Source organism: Anaerobacillus sp. QJM3NY_32, from assembly GCF_056173645.1.
Map to the genome: position 1 here is coordinate 2,974,790 of NZ_CM149684.1, position 26,021 is coordinate 3,000,810.

Annotated in this window: 22 protein-coding genes and 1 tRNA gene; all 23 read right to left on the reverse strand. The window is 39.3% G+C overall.

The window, feature by feature from the left end:
* Positions 1–6: 6 nt before the first annotated feature.
* Positions 7–747 (reverse strand): amino acid ABC transporter ATP-binding protein, encoded by a 741-nt coding sequence (locus AC0VYH_RS15655; RefSeq protein ID WP_475367780.1) that lies wholly within the window; start codon positions 745–747, stop codon positions 7–9.
* A 21-nt stretch (positions 748–768) separates the two neighbouring features.
* Positions 769–1,428, reverse strand: a complete 660-nt coding sequence (locus AC0VYH_RS15660; RefSeq protein ID WP_160918640.1) for an amino acid ABC transporter permease — start codon at positions 1,426–1,428, stop codon at positions 769–771.
* A 79-nt stretch (positions 1,429–1,507) separates the two neighbouring features.
* The gene (locus AC0VYH_RS15665; protein WP_430243993.1) at positions 1,508–2,323 is read right to left on the reverse strand and encodes a transporter substrate-binding domain-containing protein; all 816 of its coding nucleotides are present in this window, start codon (positions 2,321–2,323) and stop codon (positions 1,508–1,510) included.
* A 282-nt stretch (positions 2,324–2,605) separates the two neighbouring features.
* On the reverse strand, positions 2,606–3,187 hold the full coding sequence (yihA, locus tag AC0VYH_RS15670; RefSeq protein ID WP_194219377.1) for a ribosome biogenesis GTP-binding protein YihA/YsxC: 582 nt from the start codon (positions 3,185–3,187) through the stop codon (positions 2,606–2,608).
* Entirely contained in the window at positions 3,184–5,505 is a 2,322-nt protein-coding gene (lon, locus tag AC0VYH_RS15675) for an endopeptidase La (protein ID WP_194219376.1), read from the reverse strand. Before lon ends, yihA begins: the two co-directional genes overlap by 4 nt.
* A 253-nt stretch (positions 5,506–5,758) precedes the next feature.
* Positions 5,759–7,426 carry an ATP-dependent protease LonB gene (gene lonB / locus AC0VYH_RS15680; RefSeq protein ID WP_430243990.1) on the reverse strand — a complete coding sequence of 556 codons (1,668 nt, stop codon included), beginning with the start codon at positions 7,424–7,426 and terminating at the stop codon, positions 5,759–5,761.
* A 131-nt stretch (positions 7,427–7,557) separates the two neighbouring features.
* Positions 7,558–8,832 (reverse strand): ATP-dependent protease ATP-binding subunit ClpX, encoded by a 1,275-nt coding sequence (clpX, locus tag AC0VYH_RS15685; protein ID WP_194219374.1) that lies wholly within the window; start codon positions 8,830–8,832, stop codon positions 7,558–7,560.
* A gap of 327 nt (positions 8,833–9,159) precedes the next feature.
* Positions 9,160–10,452, reverse strand: coding sequence for a trigger factor (tig, locus tag AC0VYH_RS15690; RefSeq protein WP_194219373.1), 1,293 nt, complete (start codon positions 10,450–10,452; stop codon positions 9,160–9,162).
* A 259-nt stretch (positions 10,453–10,711) separates the two neighbouring features.
* The gene (locus AC0VYH_RS15695; protein ID WP_475365566.1) at positions 10,712–11,740 is read right to left on the reverse strand and encodes a tetratricopeptide repeat protein; all 1,029 of its coding nucleotides are present in this window, start codon (positions 11,738–11,740) and stop codon (positions 10,712–10,714) included.
* A gap of 413 nt (positions 11,741–12,153) precedes the next feature.
* Positions 12,154–12,230, reverse strand: a tRNA-Arg gene (locus tag AC0VYH_RS15700).
* A 96-nt stretch (positions 12,231–12,326) separates the two neighbouring features.
* Positions 12,327–12,842 carry a metallophosphoesterase gene (locus AC0VYH_RS15705; protein WP_475365567.1) on the reverse strand — a complete coding sequence of 172 codons (516 nt, stop codon included), beginning with the start codon at positions 12,840–12,842 and terminating at the stop codon, positions 12,327–12,329.
* 108 nt (positions 12,843–12,950) lie between these two features.
* Positions 12,951–13,544 carry an XTP/dITP diphosphatase gene (locus AC0VYH_RS15710; RefSeq protein ID WP_194219370.1) on the reverse strand — a complete coding sequence of 198 codons (594 nt, stop codon included), beginning with the start codon at positions 13,542–13,544 and terminating at the stop codon, positions 12,951–12,953.
* Positions 13,537–14,295, reverse strand: coding sequence for a ribonuclease PH (gene rph, locus AC0VYH_RS15715; protein WP_430243984.1), 759 nt, complete (start codon positions 14,293–14,295; stop codon positions 13,537–13,539). Before rph ends, AC0VYH_RS15710 begins: the two co-directional genes overlap by 8 nt.
* Before the next feature lie 202 nt (positions 14,296–14,497).
* Positions 14,498–15,583 carry a GerMN domain-containing protein gene (locus AC0VYH_RS15720; RefSeq protein WP_430243982.1) on the reverse strand — a complete coding sequence of 362 codons (1,086 nt, stop codon included), beginning with the start codon at positions 15,581–15,583 and terminating at the stop codon, positions 14,498–14,500.
* Positions 15,584–15,791: 208 nt separating this feature from the next.
* Positions 15,792–16,589: a glutamate racemase gene (racE, locus tag AC0VYH_RS15725; RefSeq protein ID WP_430243980.1), complete on the reverse strand. Its 798-nt coding sequence runs from the start codon at positions 16,587–16,589 to the stop codon at positions 15,792–15,794.
* Positions 16,590–16,619: 30 nt separating this feature from the next.
* Positions 16,620–17,069, reverse strand: a complete 450-nt coding sequence (locus AC0VYH_RS15730; protein ID WP_194219366.1) for a MarR family winged helix-turn-helix transcriptional regulator — start codon at positions 17,067–17,069, stop codon at positions 16,620–16,622.
* Between the two features lie 191 nt (positions 17,070–17,260).
* Positions 17,261–18,988 (reverse strand): phosphoenolpyruvate--protein phosphotransferase, encoded by a 1,728-nt coding sequence (gene ptsP / locus AC0VYH_RS15735; protein ID WP_475372740.1) that lies wholly within the window; start codon positions 18,986–18,988, stop codon positions 17,261–17,263.
* Positions 18,988–19,254: a phosphocarrier protein HPr gene (locus AC0VYH_RS15740; RefSeq protein WP_136947743.1), complete on the reverse strand. Its 267-nt coding sequence runs from the start codon at positions 19,252–19,254 to the stop codon at positions 18,988–18,990. Before AC0VYH_RS15740 ends, ptsP begins: the two co-directional genes overlap by 1 nt.
* Before the next feature lie 32 nt (positions 19,255–19,286).
* Complete coding sequence (gene ptsG / locus AC0VYH_RS15745; RefSeq protein ID WP_194219364.1) at positions 19,287–21,323, reverse strand: glucose-specific PTS transporter subunit IIBC; 2,037 nt, start codon at positions 21,321–21,323, stop codon at positions 19,287–19,289.
* A 166-nt stretch (positions 21,324–21,489) separates the two neighbouring features.
* The gene (gene glcT / locus AC0VYH_RS15750) at positions 21,490–22,329 is read right to left on the reverse strand and encodes a glucose PTS transporter transcription antiterminator GlcT (protein ID WP_194219363.1); all 840 of its coding nucleotides are present in this window, start codon (positions 22,327–22,329) and stop codon (positions 21,490–21,492) included.
* Between the two features lie 539 nt (positions 22,330–22,868).
* On the reverse strand, positions 22,869–23,096 hold the full coding sequence (locus tag AC0VYH_RS15755) for a helix-turn-helix domain-containing protein (protein WP_369810531.1): 228 nt from the start codon (positions 23,094–23,096) through the stop codon (positions 22,869–22,871).
* A 353-nt stretch (positions 23,097–23,449) separates the two neighbouring features.
* A complete protein-coding gene (gene sdhB, locus AC0VYH_RS15760; RefSeq protein ID WP_194219362.1) occupies positions 23,450–24,208 on the reverse strand; it encodes a succinate dehydrogenase iron-sulfur subunit in 759 nt (252 codons plus the stop codon).
* Complete coding sequence (gene sdhA / locus AC0VYH_RS15765) at positions 24,208–25,971, reverse strand: succinate dehydrogenase flavoprotein subunit (protein WP_475365572.1); 1,764 nt, start codon at positions 25,969–25,971, stop codon at positions 24,208–24,210. The genes sdhB and sdhA overlap by 1 nt, the downstream gene beginning before the upstream one ends.
* Between the last annotated feature and the right edge of the window lie 50 nt (positions 25,972–26,021).

Sequence of the window (26,021 nt, forward strand, 5' to 3'; positions counted from 1 at the left end):
ACTTTTTTATAGAATTGAACTTAAAAAGTCTTGTGTTCTCTGTTCTTTTGGATCGTTGAACAGTTCGTTCGGGGGACCCTTCTCTACAATTTTACCGTCGTGCATGTATACGACCCAGTCTCCCACTTCTCGTGCAAAGCCCATTTCATGTGTGACCACCACCATGGTCATTCCCTCTTTCGCTAATTCCTTCATAGTTGAAAGAACCTCTCCTACAAGTTCAGGATCTAGCGCCGAAGTCGGCTCATCAAAAAGCATAATGTCTGGCTTCATCGCGAGTGAACGTGCTATTGCAACTCGCTGCTTTTGCCCACCTGAAAGTTTGTTCGGATACACATTTGCTTTATCAGCTAGCCCTACTTTCGCAAGAAGTTCTTTGCCTTCTTTCTCAGCCTCAGCACGCTTCAATTTCTTAACCATTAACGGTGCTTCGATAACGTTTTCTAAAACGGATTTATGGGGGAATAAGTTGAAATGTTGAAATACCATTCCAACACGCTGCCTTACTTTATTTAGATCATTTCTTTTAGGATCGATTGTTTCACCCTCAATGATGACATTCCCGCTATTCTTGATTTCAAGAAAATTCATACAGCGTAGCAATGTGCTTTTACCTGAACCACTAGCTCCAATCAGAACAACAACGTCACTTTCATTAACTTCAAGATCAATATCCTTAAGGACATGAAGGTCACCAAAGGATTTGTTCAATTTCTCTACTCGAATCATTTCAGCTTTTTCGGCCATTTCTAACACCTCTCTGGTTTCTTAATCACTAGCTGATAGTCGTTTCTCAAGAAGGTTAACTAAGAACGTAAAGATTAGAACCAACACAAGATAATATACAGCAACTATAAGTAAATACGTCATTTCATCAAACGTTCTTGCTCCCTGCGTAGTCGCAACGCTAAACAATTCTGGTAGAGCAATAAAGGCTGCTAGAGAGGAATCTTTCAAACCAATGATAAATTGGTTACCCAGTGGCGGAAGTGCTCGTCTGAATGCTTGTGGAAGGATAATCCGTCTCATAGCAAGAGTATGACTCATTCCAAGAGAGCGTCCTGCTTCCATCTGACCTTTGTCGATTGATTGAATCGAACCTCGAAAGATCTCTGCAATATAAGCCCCATTATGGAGAGCAAGTCCGATCGAAGCAGCCCAGAATTTCGGAATGTTGAATTCAGTTAAACCAAAATAGAAAATAAAGATTTGCACAATAAGTGGTGTACCTCGAATGACAGCGATATACACATTCGCAATCCAATTAAGTATTTTTGATTGAGATATTTTAAAAAGTGCAAAAAACAGTCCAATAAAAACAGCTATCAAAACAGATACAAATGTAACTCGAATCGTTAGCCATAAACCTTCAAAGAAAACAGGGTAGCTTTCTAATAATGTTTCAAAAAAATGAGCAAAAGTTGGCAAGTGCGATCAGCTCCTTAGAATTCGGTAACGTAACAGGTTAAAAAAAGGAATGTGCGCACATCGCACACATTCCTTTTCCTTACTCACTGTCAGGACTCTGGGTGATGTCTACTCCGATGTATTCCTCACTTAGCTTTGTTAGTGTTCCATCTTCTTTTAACTCTTCTAAAGCTTTGTTAACGGCTTCAAGAAGATTTGAGTTCTCTTTCTTAATGGCAACAGCTTGTTCACTTGTACCAAGTTGCTCAACCTTCTCAATCTTGAAACCTTCTTCGATTGCTTGTTTACCTGTAATGTCATCTGTAATAACTGCATCATGCTTTCCTTCACTTAATGCACGCAGTGCAGTTTGATCACTATCGTAATTTGAAATCTTATCAGTGTACTCTTCGGCTGATTTTTCGTAAGTGGAACCTTTAGATACAGCGACATCTTTGCCACTTAGATCTTCTACACTCTTAATATCGCTCCCAGGCTGAACATAAAGTACAGGTCCCGAATAGTAGTATGGTTCACTAAAATTAACTGCTTCTTTACGCTCATCCGTAATCGTATGACTAGCTACTGCCGCATCATAACGACCTGACTGAATGGCCGATACCATACCGCTAAATTTAAATTTCTCTACAGCGGGTTCAAGATCTAACTTTTCTGCGATGGCTTTACCAACTGCTACGTCAAAGCCATCAAGATCTCCATTCTTATCTACTGTACTAAACGGTGGGAATTCACCCGAAACGACGTAGCTGAATTTACCGTCTTCTGTTAATTCTAGACCGTCGTCTCCTTCAGAACCAGATGATCCACTTTCTTCTTCGTTCCCTCCACAAGCGGCTAAAACAAGCACAAACAATAACATTATTGCGGTTAGAAAACTCCATTTTCTTTTCATCATCACGTGTCCCCCTTGAACGACTTTTCAAACTTGCAGTTATGATTATGTAAACTGCGATACTTTTATAATACCAATTTTTAGACATTTCTATCAATTCTGACTTGTGGCTTGTACACCTCCTAATTCCTCCTAAGAGTGGATAATAGAAAACCAGCCTCTATATCCTTCTGTTTGCTTCATTTTATTTCCATTCCCTTTCTATTTGAATTAAAAACCTTAAATTTCTAATTATCTGAAAAATAATCATAAAGAAAAACCCGATCTATTGACCGGGCTTGATAACTACAAATAAGATTTAATTGCACCCCATACATTTTCTTTACCTTGTCCAGTATGAGAAGAAAACGTGACGAGCTTGTCGGATGGTTCAATTTTCAGCGTCTGGTTAACAACTTTTAAATGTTTATCCCATTTTCCTTTAGGGATTTTATCCGATTTCGTCGCTACAACAATTACTGGTATTTCATAGTGCTTTAACCAGTCGTACATCACGACATCATCATTAGATGGAGAGTGACGTAAATCAACAATTTGAATGACCGCTTTAAGCTGATCTCGATCAGTTAAATAAGTCTCAATCATACGCCCCCAGGCATCTCTTTCTTTCTTGGATACTTTAGCAAAGCCATAACCAGGAACATCCACAAAATACAAAAGCTCATTAATCAAATAAAAATTAAGCGTTTGGGTTTTACCAGGTCTTTGTGATGTTCTAGCAAGATTCTTTCGATTAATTAGCGTGTTAATAAGAGAAGATTTCCCTACGTTAGATCGGCCAGCTAAGCCAATCTCAGGTAAACCATCTACAGGATATTGCTCTGGCTTAACAGCACTAATTATAAAATCTGATTTCGTTACTTTCATTTATTCTCCCCCACAAGTGCGGTTTTTAACACTTCATCCAAATGTGAGACTGGAAGGAATGTTAAATCTTTGCGAATGCTTTCTGGAATATCATCCAGATCTTTTTCATTTTCCTTTGGCATGATGATAGTGGTTAAACCAGCTCGATGCGCACTAAGCGATTTTTCTTTAAGTCCACCAATCGGCAGAACACGTCCACGTAACGTAATCTCACCGGTCATCCCTACATCTCTTCGAACAGCCTTGCCTGTTAATGCGGATACAAGAGCCGTGGCAATTGTAATCCCTGCTGATGGACCATCTTTTGGAGTAGCCCCTTCTGGTACGTGAATATGAATGTCGTTCGACTCATGGAACGACGGGTCAATGGATAGCTCTTCTGACTTAGAGCGAATATAACTAAACGCAGCTTGAGCTGATTCTTTCATCACATCGCCAAGTTTCCCTGTTAAAATGAGCTTACCTTTACCAGGTGATAGGGAAACTTCAATAGCAAGGGTGTCTCCACCAGCCGTCGTATAAGCTAGACCCGTGGCCGTTCCAATTTGATCTTCCTTCTCAGCTTCACCATAACGAAATTTCGGATGTCCAAGCAGCTCTTCAAGCATAGTTTCAGTAACAATAACGCGTTTTTTCTTACCTGAAACAATTAATTTCGTTGCTTTTCGACAAACCGTAGCAATTTGGCGCTCAAGATTACGAACACCAGCTTCTCTCGTATAGTGACGCACAAGCTTATAAAGACTCTCTTCTCTGAGCTGAAGATTTCCTTTTTTCAATCCGTGCTCTTCAAGCTGTCTTGGTACAAGATAATTCTTAGCAATATTCACTTTTTCAATTTCAGTGTACCCTGCAATTTGAATGACTTCCATACGATCAAGAAGTGGTTCCGGTATCGTTGCAAGATTATTAGCTGTTGTTACGAACATCACTTTCGACAGATCATACGGCTCTTCAATATAATGATCACTAAATGTGTTGTTTTGTTGCGGATCAAGCACTTCCAATAAGGCAGATGATGGATCACCACGGAAGTCATTAGACATTTTATCGATTTCATCTAATAGAAAAACAGGGTTAACAGTGCCTGCTTTTTTCATCCCTCTGATGATTCGACCTGGCATAGCTCCAACATAGGTTCTACGATGACCTCGTATTTCAGCCTCGTCACGCACACCACCAAGAGAAATTCGCACAAACTCTCGTCCAATGGAACGAGCGACAGATCTTGCAAGTGATGTTTTACCTACACCAGGTGGTCCAACAAGACAAAGAATTGGTCCTTTGAGCGATTTGGTGAGTTGCTGAACAGCAAGATATTCTAGCACACGTTCTTTTACTTTCTCAAGACCGTAATGATCTTCATCAAGAATCTTTTCTGCATGATTAATATCTAGGTTATCCGTCGTTTCTTTTGACCAGGGTACTTGAATTAACCAATCAATATAATTACGAATAACAGAACTTTCAGCAGAGCTTTGCGGAATTTTCTCATACCGATCAAGCTCTTTATACGCCATTTCTTGAACGGATTCGGGCATATCCGCTTCTTCAATTTTCTCTTTCAGTGTTGCGATCTCACCAGTTTTACCTTCTTTTTCACCCAGTTCGTTTTGAATCGCCTTCATTTGTTCGCGAAGATAATACTCTTTTTGTGTTTTCTCCATCGACCGTTTTACACGCTGACCAATTTTCTTTTCAAGATCGATTACATCTTTTTCATTTTGAAGAATTTCAATCAGCTTATTTAATCGTTCTTGTGAACTATAGGTTTCTAGAATTTCTTGCTTTTGGCGAATCTTTAATGAAAGATGAGAAGCAATAATATCAGCAAGCCGTCCGGGTTGCTCGATATCACTTACAGAAGCAAATGTTTCCGCGGTCACTTTCTTCGAAACTTTAATGTATTGTTCAAATAAATCAAGAACTGTTCGCATTAATGCCTCTTCTTCAACATTCTTATCTGCGCTTTCATTAATTTGCTCTACTTCAACCTCATAAAACTCTTCTGTATCTTTAAATTCTACAATTTTTCCTCGTTGGAGCCCTTCAACAAGCACTCTTATTGTGCCATTTGGCAATTTCAGCATTTGCTTAACCGTTGCAAGTGTTCCAATTTCGTAGATATCTTTTACTTCAGGTGTTTCAATTTCCACCTCTTTTTGTGTAGATAGAAAAATTTTCTGGTCATCCATCATAACCTTCTCAAGTGCTTGTACAGACTTCTCACGTCCTACATCAAGATGTAAAACCATTGATGGGTATACAAGCAAACCTCTTAAAGGCAGCAATGGCAATGTTTTATGTTCATTCTTCAATCACGGCACCTCCAGACAACAAACTAAAAAACGTTATGATTCGTAATTATCCGAGCTTATTCTATTGATAAGTTGTACTTCATTGTATCCTAAGTTTCTTCTACTTGTCTAATCATCCCTGCTCAAACTCCAAAAAAACTTACTTACAATAGAAAAACGCGCCTGGCAGTCTTTTTTAGCTATGTTAGCTGATCTAATTTATTTCACCTTTTTCTTTGACTTTTCTTCAATGCACAAAGAAAATCCCCGCCCCCTAACTTCCGGGCTGGGATTTTCCTATTACAATGGAAGGAAATTCTTGCGCTTTTTCAATCATAAAGGCTGCGTCAAATACTTCTGACAGATGTTTTACCGGTACTACAGTAATACCTTTTATGACTTTCAGCATTTCTTCATTATTCTCATATGGGATGAGGACTAATTCAGCACCAGCATCCCGTGCAGCTGTTACTTTGGCAAAAACGCCCCCGACAGGTTTAACAAACCCATGAATGCTAATTTCACCAGTCATTGCAACTTTATGATTAACAGGACTTCCCTTAACAGCAGAGTATATACCTGTCGCAATAGCAACCCCTGCTGAGGGACCATCTACAGGAACACCTCCAGGAAAGTTAATATGTAGATGATAAGCCCCCACTGGTATCCCCATCGACTTTAATACGGTCATAACGTTTTCAACAGAAGATTTCGCAAGGCTCTTTCTTCGAATCGACTTTGACTGATTCCCGATGCTTTCTTCCTCAACAATACCTGTAATAGTAACAGAGCCTTCTTTTTCTAGTTTCCCTTTAACGGCTGTCACTTCAATTTCAAGTAAAGCTCCCATGTTTGGTCCATAAACTGCGAGCCCATTAACAACACCTGTTGCTGGGGAAAGAGGGATTTTTCTTTCTGGTCTTGGCGTAAGTCGACTGGCATGGATGACCCATTCCATATCTGCCGCAGTAATGCTTCCTCTATTTTCTGTAATCGCCAGTCCTGCCGCAATTTGCATTAAGTTAACCGCTTCACGACCATTTCTAGCATAGCGACTAACCCGCTCAATACCATCGTTATCGAGCGTAAGGTTTAATTTCTTCGCTGCTCTAGTCGCTATACGAGCGATTTCTTCCTGGCTCAGCTCACGGAAATAAACTTCCATACATCTAGAACGAATGGCCGGCGGAATATCTTCTGGAGTTCTCGTAGTCGCTCCAATCATTCTAAAATCTGCTGGTAATCCATTTTGGAAAATATCGTGTATATGGTTAGGAATATTTGTATTTTCTTCATTATAATAAGCACTCTCAAGATACACTTTTCGATCCTCTAGAACTTTTAGCAGCTTGTTCATTTGAATGGGATGAAGCTCTCCAATTTCATCAATAAAGAGGATCCCTCCATGCGCATTCGTAACAGCTCCTTGCTTTGGCTGAGGAATGCCTGCCTGCCCCATAGCTCCCGCACCTTGATAAATAGGGTCGTGAACAGAACCAATTAAAGGATCAGCAATTCCTCTTTCATCAAAGCGTGCCGTAGTAGCATCTAGTTCTACAAAAACGGCTGAATTTTTGAAAGGCGTTCCACGGTTTCGCTTAGCTTCCTCTAGAACGAGGCGGGCGGCCGCTGTCTTGCCTACCCCAGGCGGTCCATATATAATCACGTGCTGCGGATTAGGTCCACAGATGGCGGCTCTTAACGTACGAATCCCTTCTTCTTGACCAACAATTTCAGAAAACCCAGTTGGCCGAATACGTTCTGATAGCGGTTCGCTTAGCGAAATACTTCTTAATCGACGTAAATGCTCCATTTCTTTTCGCGATTCTTTATCTATTGAAACTTTCTGGGTTCGCTGATTTCGAAGCAAATTCCAGAAATACAATCCGATCACTATTCCAAAAAATAATTGTATCGCAAGTGCTATCCCTGTCCAATTCATACTCCTACCTCCTGAAGATTGATCAATAGAACTAGTATCTCCTGAGGTTTCGTTCCATAAACCGGCAATCCACAAATTGGATAGGGCATCTCACAAAAAAGCCAATCACCCGCAGGCGATTGGCTTTGAAATTATGCACTTTCTTTAGGTGATTTCTTATCTTCGTCGATAACAGAACCATCTTCAAGAATCAATTTAGGCGTAGTCTTCTCACTTACTGTAGAAGCTGACAAAACGCACTTCTTAATCTCTTCACGAGCAGGAAGGTCATACATAACATCAAGCATAATTCCTTCAATAATCGATCGAAGTCCACGTGCACCAGTTTTTCTTTCAATTGCTTGTTTCGCAATTTCTACTAGTGCATCATCTTCAAACTCCAGTTCAACATCGTCAAGTTCAAGAAGTTTTTGATATTGCTTCACTAATGCATTTTTAGGTTTTGTAAGAATTTCTACTAGTGCTTCTTCATCTAGAGGCTCAAGGCTTCCAATAACCGGAAGACGGCCAATAAATTCAGGAATCAGTCCAAAACGAAGGAGGTCTTCAGGAAGAACCTTACCTAGGTATTCACCTGGTTTAAGATCTTCTTGTTTTGCTTCGCCACTAAATCCAATAATTTTCTTACCAAGACGACGCTTGATAATTTGTTCAATTCCATCAAACGCTCCCCCGCAAATGAAGAGAATGTTTGTTGTATCAATTTGAATAAATTCTTGATGAGGATGCTTACGTCCACCTTGCGGAGGCACACTAGCAGTTGTACCTTCAAGAATTTTGAGTAGCGCTTGCTGAACACCTTCACCAGAAACATCACGTGTAATAGAAGGATTCTCAGATTTACGAGCTACCTTATCAATTTCATCAATGTAGATGATCCCTTTTTCAGCTTTTTCTACATCGTAATCTGCAGCTTGAATGAGTTTAAGAAGAATATTCTCAACATCTTCCCCAACATACCCAGCTTCAGTTAATGAAGTAGCATCCGCAATAGCAAAAGGCACATTCAGAATTCTAGCTAGCGTTTGTGCGAGAAGCGTTTTACCACTCCCTGTTGGTCCAATTAGTGCAATATTACTTTTCGCAAGCTCAACATCATCAGGTTTAGATGATGCATTAATACGCTTATAGTGATTATAAACGGCTACTGAAAGTGATTTTTTCGCCTTTTCCTGCCCAATGACATAGTCATCAAGAATTTGGCAAATTTCATGAGGTTTCGGTACTTCTTTGAAGTCCACCTCTTCTTCAGTTCCAAGTTCTTCTTCAACGATCTCAGTGCATAATTCAATACACTCATCACAGATATAAACACCTGGTCCTGCTACTAACTTACGGACTTGATCCTGCGTTTTACCACAGAAAGAACATTTAAGTTGTCCTTTTTCATCGTTAAATTTAAACATGAATTCACCCCTAACCTTTGATCTCGATGAAATCCGAGTAGGTCTATCTGCAAAGGAACTCCGTCAGTCCAATTGAACTTTAATTACTCATGAAGTAATCTTAACGGGCATCCACCACTGGTTTCTCATCCTATTTATGTAATGAAATTGTATCATATAACGCAAAAGGATACGAAATAAAACGACTCTTTAAAGCTTATTATGTATCAAGTTCTTTGTCTTACTACTATGTTTAGCAAATTTGTTACATTTCATTACTACTTCTTTTTGTAAAAACAAGGCGCGATTAAGCGCCTTGTTTTAAATAAGCCAATCTAATAGCTTGTATTAAGCTTTTTTACTGTTGTCTACAAGAACATCGATTGCTTTACGGATGCGTAGGTCACCTTTAAGTGCATCAGTGCCACCCTGCATAGTAAGCATTGAACGAATTTGTTCTTCTTCCATGTTGTACATTGCAGCCATTTTAGAAAGTTCTTCATTCACTTCTTCTTCAGAAACTTCCACATTTTCAGCTTCAGCAATTGCTTCAAGAGTTAGGTTAGTACGCACGCGCTTTTCACCGTCTTCTTGCATTTGCTCACGAAGTGCTTTTTCATCCTGACCAGAGAACTGGTAGTACATTTCAAGGTTCATACCTTGTTGTTGAAGACGCTGTTCAAATTCTTGAAGCATGCGGTCAACTTCTGCATCTACCATAGCGGATGGAAGGTCAATCTCGCTGTTTTCAGTAGCTTTTTCAATCAACGTGTCTTTCTTTTGAACATCAGCATCTTCTGCTTTTTGTTTCTCAAGATTTTCTTTCGTTGTTTTCTTAAGCTCATCAAGTGATTCTACTTCTTCGTTTACATCTTTAGCGAACTCATCATCAAGCTCAGGAAGTTCTTTACGCTTAATGTCGTGAATTTTAACTTTGAATGTCGCTTCTTGACCAGCAAGATTCTCAGCATGATACTCTTCAGGGAAAGTAACTGTTACTTCCTTCTCAGCACCAGCTTTCTCACCAATTAGTTGCTCTTCAAAGCCAGGAATGAAAGTGTTTGAACCAATTTCTAATGAATAGTTGTCGCCTTGTCCACCTTCAAATGGTTCTTCACCAAGGAAACCTTCGAAGTCGATTACTGCTGTATCGCCTTCTTGAAGTTCTCCATCTTCAACAACAACAAGCTCAGCTTGCTTTTCTTGAAGTGACTTAAGCTCTGCTTCCACTTCTTCATCTGTAACGCTTGTCTCTTGTTCTTCAACTTCAAGACCTTTGTATTCGCCAAGTTTTACTTCAGGCTTAACAGTTACTGTTGCTTTGAAGATCAAGTTTTGACCTTTTTCCATTTGCTCCACGTCTACTTCCGGACGATCAACTGGCTCGATACCAGATTCATCGATAGCTTCTGAATAAGCTTTAGGAAGAATAATATCAAGAGCATCTTGATAAAGAGATTCTACACCAAAACGCTTTTCGAAAAGAGAGCGTGGCATTTTACCTTTACGGAATCCAGGTACATTAACCTGTTTCACGACTTTTTTGAACGCTTCGTCCAGCGCACTATTAACCTCAGTAGCGTCTACTTCTACTGTAAGAACGCCCTGATTACCTTCAAGCTTTTCCCAATTTGCAGTCATTTACACATTACCTCCAACAATAAATATATTTCCACTAATCGAGCGTTTAAAAAAGATGACGCCTTTTGGAGTATAAAAGCGTCTGCTGTCTTTTAAACGGTCTCTTTTACTAGTAAATATGGGTTTGCAACCATTTTATTATAACATAGAACAGTTACTTTTCAACACATACGGTATGATTGTAAACCGCGTAACCATAGTACAGCTTACCTATGTTCCCGAATGATCGCAAGGCAAAACATTCTATTTCCATGTATTTCTACTCAAACGGGCGATAAAATGGCTGATTTTCAATGTTCATGATCCGATTTGCAGCCACCTCAAATTCAGAAGACTTAACTTCATAATAATCGCTAAGCTCCTCATTTAACAAGTCTTCACCATTCATTTCAGAAGCCACTTTATGAACAGCTGCCGCCCAAACAGCACTGTTCGATGGTTCGGCTTCAAATGGCGAAATGGCGAACAAATAATGCCACCAAATTTGCATACACATCTCAAAAAGAGCTGGGTTTTTCTGTTCCACCACATGAGAAAGTTTCGATTTAACGCTTAAAGAAAAGTCCTGCAGAAAAATATCCTTCAATTCGGAAGGATTTACAGTAATCTCTCTTCCAAACTTATGTACGATAACTTCTTGATTCAACTCTTTTTCTCTTAAAACCTGTAACACCAGGCTTTTAAGGAGGGGATCCTTATCTGTTGCATTTAAATATGTAAGATAAACTGGAATAGACTTTTTCTCATTAACAGCGCTCAGTTTCTGTATAGCCAACCACTGTTTTTCCGTCTTATTGCTTTCTAAATAAGCAATTAGCTTGTCTGCATCTTCCTCTTGGACAGTTTCAAACTCATCGTCAGAATCGATATCATAACTCGTCATTTGCCTGCTGAAATGCAATAGCTGATAGAGTGATTCCGCTATATTTGACGGAAGTTGATTTTCTTGCAATACCGCTTCGATCATCGTAACTACATTCTGATACTTTCCAAGCTGAACTAATATTGATATGTATACTTGAAAAATGTCGTAATAGTCCCCGATACCCTGCTGCATCATTGTTTCACAGCGTTCAGATGCTTCTTTTAAATCGCCCATTTCAACCAGGCTTAGGACCATTCCAAAATTCCCTTGAGGATGATCTGGTTCGATTTCAAGTAGCTGACTAAAATGTTTATGTGCCTCTTTAATTTCTTTAGCTTTAAGTGCTGCCATTCCTTTTTCGACAAGCTTGCCTGCCACGTTTGGAAAATAAACTATTTTCCTCTCATGCTTTTCTTTATCCATGACGTAATCGCTCCACTCTCTTATATTCTCTATTAAAAGAGTTTACAGCAGGAAAGGCGCAGCTACGATTAGGTATCAGTTTATCAGTATCCACCTGTAAACTCAAGTTGAAGCACGTTACAGGTTCTATTCCCGCTTGTTTATTGTTTCACACGCTCTATTAGTAAAGCGCTACGATAAGTGATTGTTCCCCTGAAAGCAAGTCACAGTACAGCACCGTTTCTGAACGTACTCATTAATGTGTAAGCTATGTTAGGTTATATTGATGAAATGTCGTTTTGGGCTCATTCAAGTGAAACCTTATTTTCACATCGTGAAAATAAGCCAAAAATCAACAACGTTCATTCACACAGCTCAAAGTATAAAAAAAAAGCCATCTTATCACAATGATAAATGCCTTTACGTTATAGATATGGTGTCCCAGGAGAGATTCGAACTCCCGACCCACAGCTTAGAAGGCTGTTGCTCTATCCTACTGAGCTACTGGGACATTGTTTAGTTTGTAGCGACATTTATTAATATAACGAATATCAAAAATAATGTCAATAGAAAAACTAGAAAAACACAGCCTTCGCTGTGTTTTTTCTTAAGTGAGAGAAAATATTTTTGAAAGATCTTCTACTATTTCCCCAGTTTCATCACGATACGTCACGCTAACATCATTTTCAGACCATTCTACAATCGCATAAGTTTGAATCGGCGGTTTTCTCGGAAGTTTGACACTACCAGGATTAAGAAACAGTGTTCCTTCCTCATATACAGATAGGACCTCATGAGAATGACCAAAACAAACAAGATCCGCTTGTACTTCTTCAGCTTTATACTGCAATTTCATTAACGTCATTTTCACATTATATAAATGTCCATGGGTCGTAAAAACAGTTTTGTCCCCTACTTTATCGACCGATTCATCTGGATAACGATGGTCGTAATCACAGTTTCCACTCACTCTCACCTGAAAAGGTAGCATTTCAGATGCATCATAATCAAATTCTGAATCTCCACAGTGGATCATACATTCGACTTCATTTTGATGTCTCTCTACAAGATTCTGCAATTCTTCCTTAGAACTATGATTATCACTTACAACTAGAACTTTCATCTCACGTCACCTCTTCAATTTAGAGTCGAGTCATGAATGCTATTAATGTTAACTCAGGCAAAGAAGCCGTATATTCAACGAATTCAAATCATTAGTTATCCATATGTTTTAAAATAAATCCTTAAATCCCTTTTCTAAACGATCAAGAGCTTGTCCTCTATGTGAGATAGCATTTTTTTCTTCAGGAGAAAGTTCAGCCATCGTTTTACCGTATGAAGGCAGGTAGAAAATCGGATCATATCCGAACCCGTAGTTTCCAGAACGTTCAAAAGCAATTGTCCCCTTGCATGAACCCGAAAAAACTTCCGTGTTTTGACCAGGGATGGCGACCGCTAGAATACATTGAAAAGAAGCTCCACGATCTTCTTCAGGTACATTCTTCATTTCTTCGAGAACTTTGTCCATGTTTGCTTCATCATTTTTATCGAGTCCTGCATATCTAGCCGAATAAACCCCGGGATCACCATCAAGTGCATCTATGACAAGCCCAGAATCATCCGCAATAACCGGTTGGTTTGTTAATTTCATAATGGCTTCGGCTTTTAGTACGGCATTCTCCGCAAAAGTATGACCAGTTTCTGCCACGTCAGGCGCTTCTTCGAGATCCAATAAAGAAATTACAGTAAGCTCTTCTGACTCGAACCTTCTCTTAAATTCTCTTACTTTACCTTCATTCTTTGTTGCAATAAGAAGTTTACGCATCGTCCGTAGATTCCTCCTTTATTTTTGAAGCAAACTCACCGATCACTTCTGTTTGCTTCTGAATCAATTTCTCAACACCATCTTTACCTAGCGCAAGCATTTCATTTAATTGATTCATATTAAACGTTGCTTCTTCACCTGTTCCCTGTAGTTCCACGAATTCCCCACTACCAGTCATAACAATATTCATATCCACATGAGCAGAGGAATCTTCCTTATAACAAAGGTCCAATAAAGCCGTTCCACCTTGATCAATTCCTACCGAAGTGGCTGCAAGAAAATCAGTTAATGGCATTTTCTTAATTTGCTTTCGATTCATACCTTTTTCTACAGCCAGTGCAAGTGCTACAAATGCGCCAGTAATAGAAGCAGTTCGAGTGCCGCCATCTGCCTGAATTACATCACAATCAATCCAAATCGTGCGTTCTCCAAGTGCTTCAAGGTCAACTACCGTCCGAAGTGCTCTTCCAATTAGTCGCTGAATCTCCATTGTTCGACCAGCAACTTTTCCTTTACTTGATTCACGAATGTTTCTTTGTTCAGTAGCTCTTGGCAACATAGCATACTCGGCTGCAATCCACCCTTTCCCCTGTCCTCGCATAAAAGGTGGTACGCGATCCTCTATTGATGCAGAGCAAATCACTTTTGTATCTCCTACAGTAATTAATACAGAACCTTCCGGATGCTTTATATAATCTCTTTCAATATGTATCACTCTAAGCTCATCTTCCTTACGTCCATCAATTCTCATACTCTTCCTCCTGTTCCCCATCTCTTTCATTACTAAATCGTAACCATTTAATGAAACTACCTTTTATCTTTTCTAGACTATGTTAATAAACGTTACTGAATTCTAGATGACCCATGAATTTAAACGTAATAAGCCTAACTAACCTTCATTTAAATAGAAAAAGAGGCAGTACACCTGCCTCTTAATCGTATCATATTCTATTTTAAAAACCCACTTTGTTAACGTCTTCTGGCCTTGAAACTGGTTCTGACAAAGCATTACCAGCTTCATCAATGACTTCTGGGTGACCATCAACAGTAATAGCTACTTCACTAATGCTTTCCTTCTCGGTTAACGAAAGAACCAGACTATTTATAATATCTTTCTGAATAACCATCTCTTCTGATCCAGTTAAGATCGCTTCATTAAAATCTAGCGTTAATAAACCATCTTCCTCTTTAGCCTTCAATAATTTTACGTCTTTAGATAGTTGACTAAATAAGCCGGAATGAACTGCCGGTCCTTCCATTAGTCCTTTCAATACGCCTCGCACATCATCCGAGACGCCTTCCATCCGTTTTGTAACTGGGACGTAGTATGCATAGTCTTCACTTTGAGCCATGAAATAGACGGTTACATCTTCGCTATTGGAAACATCAACCACATTACCCATCTCATGGTTAATCCCATTTGCCCTGCTAACACTCTCACCGATTGGCGTCCCATTCACAGGCATTTCCTGTTGATCATAGCCATTGATTTGAATTTTCACCTTCTCAATTCCGTCAAATTGAGTTAATGTCCAAGTGACAGCCTCAAGAATTTGTTTCTCATTTTCTGCAGCATAATCTTTAAACTCATTTGAGAAATCCACAACCACCGTTTCATCAACTTGATCAACGCCCTGGATAACAGTTCCAGCAGGCAACACAGCTTTAAAACCGTTAGGAAGCATTTCTGTCACTGGACCATCAACAACAAGGTATTCTAACGCTTGCTTTGCAGCACCTTCTACGGCAGGAAGTTGAACGCTCTGTGGCACAACCATTCCATTGGCATCAAGTAAATAGAGTTGACGAGTCGTCATTCCATTAGCTTCATCAGCCGCCTCTTCACCCGTCGCTTCTTCTACTTCACCTTCTTTTGTAGCACCTGTCTCATTATCCTCCATCTGTTCTCCATCTTTTACATAATCGACTTTAGGAGGATCGATTTCCTTTAATGATTTTTCAAAACCGAAACCGCAACCAGATATTGTTAATATACATGAAAGCAACAATAGCGCGAACCCAATTCCGCGTAAACGCATAGCTATCCCTCCCCGGATGGTTTGTACTACCATTTATACGAGTTATATTTCAATTTATACCTGAGTAATTTGAATAACTTGTTTTATCATTTATTAGGAGAGATACGAGCTTCAAAAATTGGCTACGATATTGAACCTTGGTGATTTCTAGAAATTTTTTGAGAAAGACTAATTTTTTGATAACTAAAAAACTCTAATCTTTGATAGATTAGAGTTCGATACGTTCAACATTAGCTACAGGATAATCGAGCCAATGGCTCGCAATCCTAGCGAAGTTGTCAATTGATCCAGTTGTAAGAAATGTATGCGATGGACGTTCATCACCTGTATATAAAAGTGAACTGTACTCTAGAATACCACTCACTTCATATGCTGTTTCATCGCCTGAACAAATAATGGCTGTATCGTCTCCCATGACTGATTGAATCACTGATTCTAATAATGGATAATGTGTACATCCTAATATCAGGGTATCGATTCCTTTATCCATCAATGGGGCAAGCGTGCTTCTGACAGTCTGATACGTTTCTTCACTGTTCAGATTTCCGGTTTCGACCAGCGGCACAAAGGGAGGGCACGCAAGACTTTCCACTTTAATATCATTATCAATAGCTTTAAGGGAGTACTCGTAAGCTCGACTTTTTACAGTACCAGTCGTTCCAATTACTCCAACATACTTATTTGTCGTTTCTTTCAAAGCACTTCTTGCTCCAGGATGAATAACACCTCTTACGGGGATAGATAGTTCATCTTGAATCTCTTTAAGAACGACAGCGGTCGCAGTATTACAAGCAATAATGAGCATTTTAATATGGTATTGCTCTAATAGGTAATTCGTCATTTCCCAGGTGAACTGCCTCACCTCAGAAACCGTTCTTGGCCCATAAGGACATCTTGCTGTATCACCTAAATAAACAATTTCTTCTTTTGGTAGCTGTCGCATAATCTCTCTTGCTACCGTTAGTCCGCCAACACCTGAATCAATAACCCCGATTGGTTTCTTCAAAATATTTCGCCTCTCTACTTACCGGTCCAGTTAGTTCTTTTTCATTTCGTCATAAAGTAAATGCAAACTTTCTTCAAGTGCTTTTACTTGATCCCCCGAGAATTTCTGGGTAATGTTTTCCAAATAGACCTGTCTTTTATGAATCACTTTTTTAATTATTTCATTTCCCTTATCTAATATATGAATTCGTACGACTCGTCGATCGTGTGGGTCTTTCACTCGTTTTACTAGCTCCGTTTTTTCCATACGATCCACGAGATCCGTCGTCGTACTACAGGCAAGATACATTTTATTAGACAGTTCTCCAATAGTTAAATCACCGTATTCAGAAAGCCATTGGAGCGCAAGAAATTGAGGAGGTGTAATGGAAAATTCACTCAAAAGTTCCCGTCCATGTTGTTTAATAATACCAGCAACCATACGAAGTGATTTCTCTATATCAACAATTGACGCTGGTTCTCTTGTTAATTCTTCAGACATCTAGTCTCCCCCTTATAATATCTTACATTCTATTTTGATTGTAACCGATATGAATTGCAAGAGATGACTCCTCCTAACTTCTTATTCATATGCCCATGTATAAGAAGTAGCGTAAAAGACTTACGGAATTCATCATTGCCCAAAAACGAATCATGAACATATGTAAATAAAAAAAGAAGAGCTATAGTTTCCTATAGCTCTTCCGTTGCGAAATGTTCTTGTACATAGGCAACCACTTCTTCATTTGTTGCAAGTGAAAGAATGTGATCGATATGAGAAGAAATCTCTTCTTTAGATAGCTTCGTCATTTGACTTCTAGCAGGCAAAATCGAAGTAGCACTCATGCTGAATTCATCGAGTCCAAGACCAAGAAGGATTGGGATCGCAATCTGATCTCCCGCCATTTCACCACACATACCAGCCCACTTGCCTTCTTTATGAGCTGCATCAATGACCATTTTAACAAGCCTAAGAATTGCAGGATTATATGGTTGGTAAAGGTAAGATACCTTTTGATTCATACGATCAGCAGCCATCGTATATTGAATAAGATCGTTAGTTCCAACACTAAAGAAATCAACTTCTTTAGCAAAAACGTCAGCCATTGCCGCCGTTGCAGGAATTTCAACCATCATACCAATTTCAATATCTTCTGATACCTGAATACCTTCCCCGATTAGCTCCTCTTTAACAGAAAGAAGCATCTCTTTAGCCTGAAGGAATTCACCGACAGTTGCAATCATAGGGAACATTACTTTCAAGTTACCGAAAACACTTGCGCGAAGAAGTGCACGCAGCTGAGTACGGAAAATTTCCGTCTCTTCCAGGCAAAGACGAATCGCACGGAACCCAAGGAATGGATTCATTTCTTTCGGAAGATTTAAGTAAGGTAGCTCTTTATCTCCACCGATATCAAGTGTACGGATTACGACAGGCTTACCATCCATTTTTTCAAGAACTTCTTTGTAAGCCTTGAACTGCTCTTCTTCTGATGGCAATTCGTTACGGCCCATATATAGAAATTCAGTACGATAAAGGCCGACGCCTTCTCCACCGTTTTCAAGGACACCTTTTACATCTTCAGGAGTTCCGATGTTTGCTGCAAGCTCAACATGTTTCTCATCTTTCGTTGTTGTTGGCTCATTAACAAGCTTCGCCCACTCTTGTTTTTTAGCTTCAAAGTGTTCCTTTTTCTTTGTATATTCCGCAATTTCTTCTTCAGAAGGATCAACGATCACATTACCATCGATACCATCAATAATAACTAGTTTACCTTCCACATCTTCAGAAGTAATGGTTTTCGTTCCAACGACAGCTGGAATTTCCATTGAACGCGCCATGATAGCAGAGTGAGATGTTCTACCACCAATATCCGTCGCAAACCCTTTAACAAACTGCTTATTTAATTGAGCAGTGTCAGAAGGAGTGAGATCTTCAGCTAGAACAATAACTTCATCGGTGATTGCTCCTGGAGATGTAAACGTAACGCCAAGTAAATGAGCCAGTACACGTTTAGATACGTCTCGAATATCAGCAGCACGTTCTTTCATATACTCATTATCCATGTTCTCAAACATGCTAATAAACATATTGGAAACTTCACTCATTGCACTTTCAGCATTTACTTTTTCATTATTAACTTTATCTTTCACTGCATTCAACAACTCTGGATCAGATAAAACGAGAAGATGAGCAGCAAAAATCGCTGCTTTATCTTCTCCGAGCTGTTCATTGGCGTGATTCTTAATGACTTCTAGTTCTTCTTTAGCACGATGAACGGCCGCTTCAAAACGTTCAATTTCAGCACCAGCATCAGTAATTGACTTTTGTTCAATTTCAAGTGCCGGATTTTCAAGTACGAACGCTTTAGCGATAGCAATTCCCGCAGAAGCGCCAATTCCAGTCAGTTGGTTAGACATTACTTGCCTAGACCTTCGTTTTCCATAACTTCAGTTAGTCCTGCAATCGCATCGTCAGCATCTGATCCTTCTGCTTTGATAGTGATTTCAGAATTTTGTTGGATACCAAGACTCATAACACCCATGATGGATTTCAAGTTTACAGACTTCCCGTTGTAATCAAGCGTTACGTCAGAGCTGTATTGACCTGCTTTGTTTACTAGTGCTGTCGCTGGGCGTGCGTGGATTCCTGATTCGCTTGTTACTGTGAAATTTTTCTCTGCCATTTTCAATTCCCTCTTTCAAATGTTATATTTTTTTATTTTGATATTGTAATAATATCTTTGTCTTCCCGAGAAACAGTTCCTTCTTTCGAAAGATCAATTGTTTCTCCCTCTTCAAGGTTAGTAAATACAATAGGCGTAATAGTTGATGTTGCATTCTCTTTAATAAATGAGAGATCAACCTTCATAAGCTTCTGTCCTTGCTTAATCTCATCGCCTTCGCTAATGAATACTTCAAAACCTTCACCTTTGAGGTTAACCGTATCAATTCCAACGTGAATTAGAATCTCACGTCCATTAACAGACTCAATACCAATTGCATGCTTCGTTGGGAACACATTCATTATTTTGCCATCAACCGGTGCGACAATCAAGCCATCAGTTGGTTCAATCGCAAAACCGTCTCCCATCATCTTACCAGAAAAGACCTGATCAGGCACTTCCGTGATTGGCATAATCTTACCCTCTAGAGGAGAAATAAGATGATCAGCACCCTTCACTCCAGAAGTTTGCTCACTCTTTTCTTCTTTTTTCTCATCTTGAAGTGGCTTTGGTGTTTTTCCACTCATGATATCTCTGATTTGTCCTTTCAAACCATCGGACTGCGTTCCAAAAATAGCCTGAATGTTATTTCCTACTTCCATAACACCTGATGCACCAAGACGTTTCAAACGCTTCTTATCCACTTCGCCTTTATCTGAAACAGAAACACGAAGTCGTGTAATACAAGCGTCAAGACTTGTAATATTGCTTTCACCGCCAAGAGCTTGAAGCACATTGTAAGCAAGCGCTGTATTATCCTGACCATCGTCAGCAATTTCATCCTCTTCATCTTCTTCTCGTCCAGGAGTCATTAAGTTAAACTTACGAATCGCAAAACGGAAGCCGAAGTAATAGATTAATGCGAATACTAACCCTACTGGAATAACAAGCCACCAGGCAGTTCTACCTTGAAGTACTCCGAATAGAAGGAAATCAATGACACCACCAGAGAAAGTCATACCAATTTTAACATCAAGTAAAGCCATTGTCATAAAAGAAAGACCTGCAAAAATCGCATGAATTCCAAAAAGGACTGGAGCTACGAATAAGAAAGAAAATTCAAGCGGCTCAGTTATCCCCGTTAAGAATGAAGTAAGTGCAGCCGAGCCCATGATTCCTGCTACAACCGCTTTCTTTTCTGGTCTAGCTTCATGATACATAGCAAGCGCTGCTGCAGGAAGACCAAACATCATAAACGGGAATTTACCAGTCATGAATGTACCAGCAGTTAACTCAGCACCATCTTTCAACTGTTCGAAGAAAATCTTTTGATCTCCTCGAATGATTTCACCAGCAGCATTTGTATATTGTCCAAACTCAAACCAGAATGGTGAGTAGAAAATATGGTGTAGTCCAAATGGAATTAACGACCGTTCAATAACACCGAATACAAATGCAGCAAGAGCTGGATTAGCATCAAGCATGTTGTGTGAGAAAGCATTTAGGCCAGATTGTACAGGTGGCCAAACGAAAATCATAATTACACCAAGAATCAAAGCTGAAACCGCCGTAGCAATTGGAACAAATCGTTTCCCAGCAAAGAAACCAAGATATTGAGGAAGTTGAATATTATAATACCGTTTATACATATAGGAGGCAAGAATACCGACAATAATTCCTCCGAAAACCCCTGTTTGTAATGTAGGTATACCCAGCACATTAGCATATGATGCGCTTTCAGCAACTTGATCAGCTGATACACCTTCAAGTACACCCATTGTAATATTCATAACAAGGAAACCTACAATTGCTGCAATACCCGCAACGCCGTCTCCATCAGATAATCCAATTGCTACACCAACCGCAAATAGTAGTGCAAGGTTAGCAAATACTATCCCACCAGACTCCTCCATGACAGTAGCAAGAAGCTGGAACCATTCAGCTGACAAGAACGGTAGTTTTTCAAGTAAAGTTGGATTTTGAAATGCATTACCAAAACCTAGTAATAGTCCAGCAGCAGGTAAAATTGCAACTGGAAGCATTAGCGCTTTACCAACGCGCTGTAAAACCCCGAAAGCCTGTTTAAACATGTGTTTTCCTCCTTTTATTTTTCCCCCAAAAAATTCGAATATAAAAAAGGCATGAGTGGACGGTATGACAACTCAATCAGGATATACTATACCCCAATCAGTTTTTGTCATTCCGGCTTCACTCATGCCTGATCGTATCAGTAACACGTTACCGTTAAGTATGAAATTATTTAGGAGAAAGCCTTTGCAAGTGCATCGTTAAGTAGACCGCTTCTGCATCAGGAAAATTCGTACGAAGTTCCTTCTGCATAATTTTAATCAACTTCCATGACAGATTATAGCACACTGGATATTCTTCTTTCAACACTTTTTCTAATCGTTCATGCGCTTCCACGGGTTGATTTAACTCACTACGTTCAATCGCATGTCTCAGATGACGTACAAGACGCAAATAATCAATTCCTGTCCGACTAATTTCAATTCGAAGAGATTCTTCAATTACTTTAACGAGTTGACTAATTAAAGCGGAATATTTGTTAAGTTTACCTACGCTTCTATTGGTAATGGCACTGTGAATGTGTAACGCAACAAACCCAATCTCTCCATCAGGAAGAGCCACATCAAGCTTATGATTAATTAACTGTATCACTTCTTCAGCAATTGTATACTCTTTTGGATACATTGTTTGCGTTTCGACTAGAAAAGGATTCTTTACATCCAATCCTTGACGAAGGCGTTTAATCGCAAAGGAAAGGTGATCCGTTAAGGAAACGTGGATATGCTCGTCTAACTCCGCATCCAGCTTATCTCCGATTAGCGAAATAGTATCATTCATCATGCCGATAAAAGATTCTGGGACATGTGGAACTAATAACTTATATTGTTCCTGCTCATGCTTATCTATAAGAACAAAATACTTGTCTACTTTGGATTCATCGAGTCTTTCGCCTTGTTTCTGATTGAAGCCAATCCCTTTTCCCGTTAAAACGACTTCATTATTATTCTCCGAAACGGCAATTACGACATTATTATTTAGAATTTTCTTTATTTCAAATTCACCATTCATGTTCAATTTCCCCTCATTAAACCGGTTTCATTTGTGATTATGAACGTACTAATGATAGTAAATAACAGATCGAACGTCAATGAGAAAACGTTCCAATAGGTTGCCCCTTACTCATGTAATATAGTTGATATCATAATCTATTGCTTCATTTATAACAACCCGAAGATATTTTTCTATCTTCCATTCATTTCATATGCCGATATTTTATTATGTCATTATCATACAAAAGAAAATCTACTAATAAGCTACGCTTTTTGTATAAGTGTCTCTTCTTCGCATGAAACCATCTTGTTACATGCCTTTTTGTTATCTTAACATACTATTCATTCTTTTTTATTTTAACCTACTCACTTCATAGACTCATCTCTATAAATTTCTCTTCCTTACCCTTTATCATGAAGTTTAAGTTCCTATGTATCTCATTGATTCTTTTTCACAGAATGACATTTAACTCGAATGAGGAAATAATCTAGAATTAACAGTATAAGCAAACATGACGTTTCACAAAAGAAAAAACCGGCTTTTAAGCCGGCACAGTTTTATATTTCTAATTCTCCCAGTCGAAGCAATTCGACAACAGCCTGAGAACGCCCCTTTACCCCCAGCTTTTGCATCGTGTTTGAAATATGGTTCCGAACTGTTTTTTCGCTAATAAACAATTCTTCTGCTATTTCTCTTGTCGTTTTGTCTTGAACAAGCAATTCGAAAACTTCTCTTTCTCTTTTGGTTAATAGTGGCTTTGGTCGGTAGTGGTTCCCTTTCAACATTCCACCCTCCTCGATAGGGCAACAAAGCAACTTCGATTGAAATTATATAGTCCATACAATATATGAATTTCTATCTTACGTGTTACATTAATTCACACATTGCATAAAAACAGTTTAGAGAATTTATTATGACAACCTTCGTTCTTCTTCATCATTTCCTGAGAAATATCGTAATAAGGTTTTATTCTTTTCTTAAGACTTGGCTCTTTTAAAGAAGCTGTAGATCTTAGAATCAATTAAGTTCTGTCATGATCAATCGCTTCGCAGAAAAAATCGAGAACCCACGGTATAAGCTAACATAGCTTAAGAATTATCTGAAACTAAAAAAAGACCCCCTTGTAGGGGATCTTTTCCTAGTGATCACTTCCAAAAAAGTTTTTGAACGTTTGAAGTGACGTTGCTCTATTCATTGCAGCAATAGAAGTTGTTAGTGGAATTCCTTTCGGACAAGATTGCACACAGTTCTGTGAGTTACCACAGTTCCCAAGTCCACCCTCTCCCATTAAGCCTTCCAGACGCTCCTCTTTGTTCATCTCACCTGTTGGATGTGAGTTGAATAATCGAACCTGTGAAATAGCAGCTGGTCCAATAAACTCCGAGCGACTATTTACATTCGGACACGCTTCAAGACAAACACCACATGTCATACATTTTGATAGTTCATATGCCCACTGTCGCTTATTCTCAGGCATTCTCGGACCAGGTCCAAGATCATAGGTACCATCGATCGGAATCCATGCTTTCACTTTCTTAAGTGCATCAAACATTCTGCTTCGATCTACAGCAAGATCTCGCACAACCGGGAATGTGGTCATTGGCTCTAAGCGAATTGGTTGCTCAAGTTGATCTAGTAAAGCAGTACAAGATTGACGTGGTTTTCCGTTAATGACCATCGAACAAGCTCCGCATACTTCTTCTAGACAACCCATTTCCCAAATAACAGGTGTAGTTTTCTCACCGTTTGCATTAACTGGATTACGACGAATTTCCATTAAAGCAGAAATAACGTTCATATTTTGACGATATGGAATCGTAAACGTTTCTTCATATGAATTAGATTCAGGTCCATCCTGCCTTTTTATCTTAAGTGTGACAGTTTTATTCTCACTCATCATTTATCCCCCGCTTTCTTCTTAGAATAATCGCGTTTACGAGGTGGAATTAATGATGTATCTACTTCTTCATAGTAGAATTCTGGTTTGTTGTTGACTGCATCGTATTTAGCCATTGTTGTTTTAAGAAATTCTTCATCATTACGCTCAGGGAATTCAGGCTTGTAGTGAGCACCGCGACTTTCGTTACGGTTTAAGGCCCCGATTGTAATTACCCGTGCCAACTGAAGCATGTTAGATAATTGTCGAGTAAATGAAGCCCCCTGATTACTCCACTTGGATGTATCATTAATATTGATGTTCTCGTAACGCTCCATCAACTCTTGAATTTTCTCATCTGTTTCCTTTAACTTGTCGTTGTTTCTTACAACCGTTACGTTAGCTGTCATCCATTCGCCAAGCTCTTTATGAATTTGATAAGCATTCTCTGTTCCATTCATCTTCATGATTTCGTCCTGCTTTGCCTGCTCTTCTTGTTGATGCTTTTCAAATAATGAAGAAGAGAGATCCTCAACCGTTGCTTCTAATCCATTAATATAGTCAACCGCATTTGGACCAGCAACCATGCCACCATAAATAGAAGATAATAGCGAGTTTGCTCCAAGACGATTGCCACCGTGTTGAGAATAATCACATTCACCAGCAGCAAATAGCCCAGGAATATTAGTCTGCTGGTTAAAATCAACCCATAAACCACCCATTGAATAGTGTACAGCAGGGAAAATTTTCATAGGGACTTTACGAGGATCGTCACCCATGAATTTCTCATAAATTTCAATAATACCGCCAAGCTTAACATCAAGCTCTTTTGAATCTTTATGTGAGAGGTCAAGGTAAACCATGTTCTCTCCATTAATACCAAGCTTTTGACTAACACACACATCAAAAATTTCTCTCGTAGCAATATCACGCGGTACAAGGTTTCCATATGCTGGGTATTTTTCCTCAAGGAAATACCATGGTTTACCGTCTTTATACGTCCAAACGCGGCCACCTTCGCCACGTGCAGATTCACTCATAAGACGAAGCTTGTCATCACCAGGGATTGCTGTTGGGTGAATTTGAATAAATTCCCCATTAGAATAAATAGCCCCTTGCTGATAAAGCGCACCAGCAGCAGAACCTGTATTAATAACAGAGTTTGTACTCTTACCGAAGATAATACCTGGTCCACCAGTCGCCATAATAACCGCATCTGCTTCAAAACTTCTTATTTCAGAAGTTGTTAAGTTTTCACCAACAACTCCTCGGCATACACCTTCATCATCTAAAATAGCGGAGAGAAATTCCCATCCTTCATATTTTGTAACGAGGCCTGCTACTTCATGGCGACGAACTTGCTCATCAAGCGCATATAGAAGCTGTTGCCCGGTTGTTGCACCGGCAAAAGCAGTGCGATGATGTTGTGTTCCACCAAAGCGTCTAAAATCTAGTAGACCTTCTGGTGTTCTGTTAAACATTACGCCCATACGATCCATTAAGTGAATGATACCAGGTGCTGCATCACACATTGCTTTTACTGGAGGTTGATTTGCAAGGAAATCTCCTCCATAAACTGTATCATCAAAGTGCTCCCAAGGAGAATCTCCTTCTCCTTTTGTATTAACAGCCCCGTTAATTCCCCCCTGCGCACATACAGAGTGAGAACGTTTTACCGGAACGATGGAAAGAAGATCTACTTGCATTCCAGCTTCCGCAGCTTTGATGGTAGCCATCAAACCTGCAAGGCCGCCTCCAACTATCACTAATTTACCTTTACTCATAAGAACAGTTCCCCCTTAAATGCTGGCTCTGTCTGAAAGTTATGTATCAG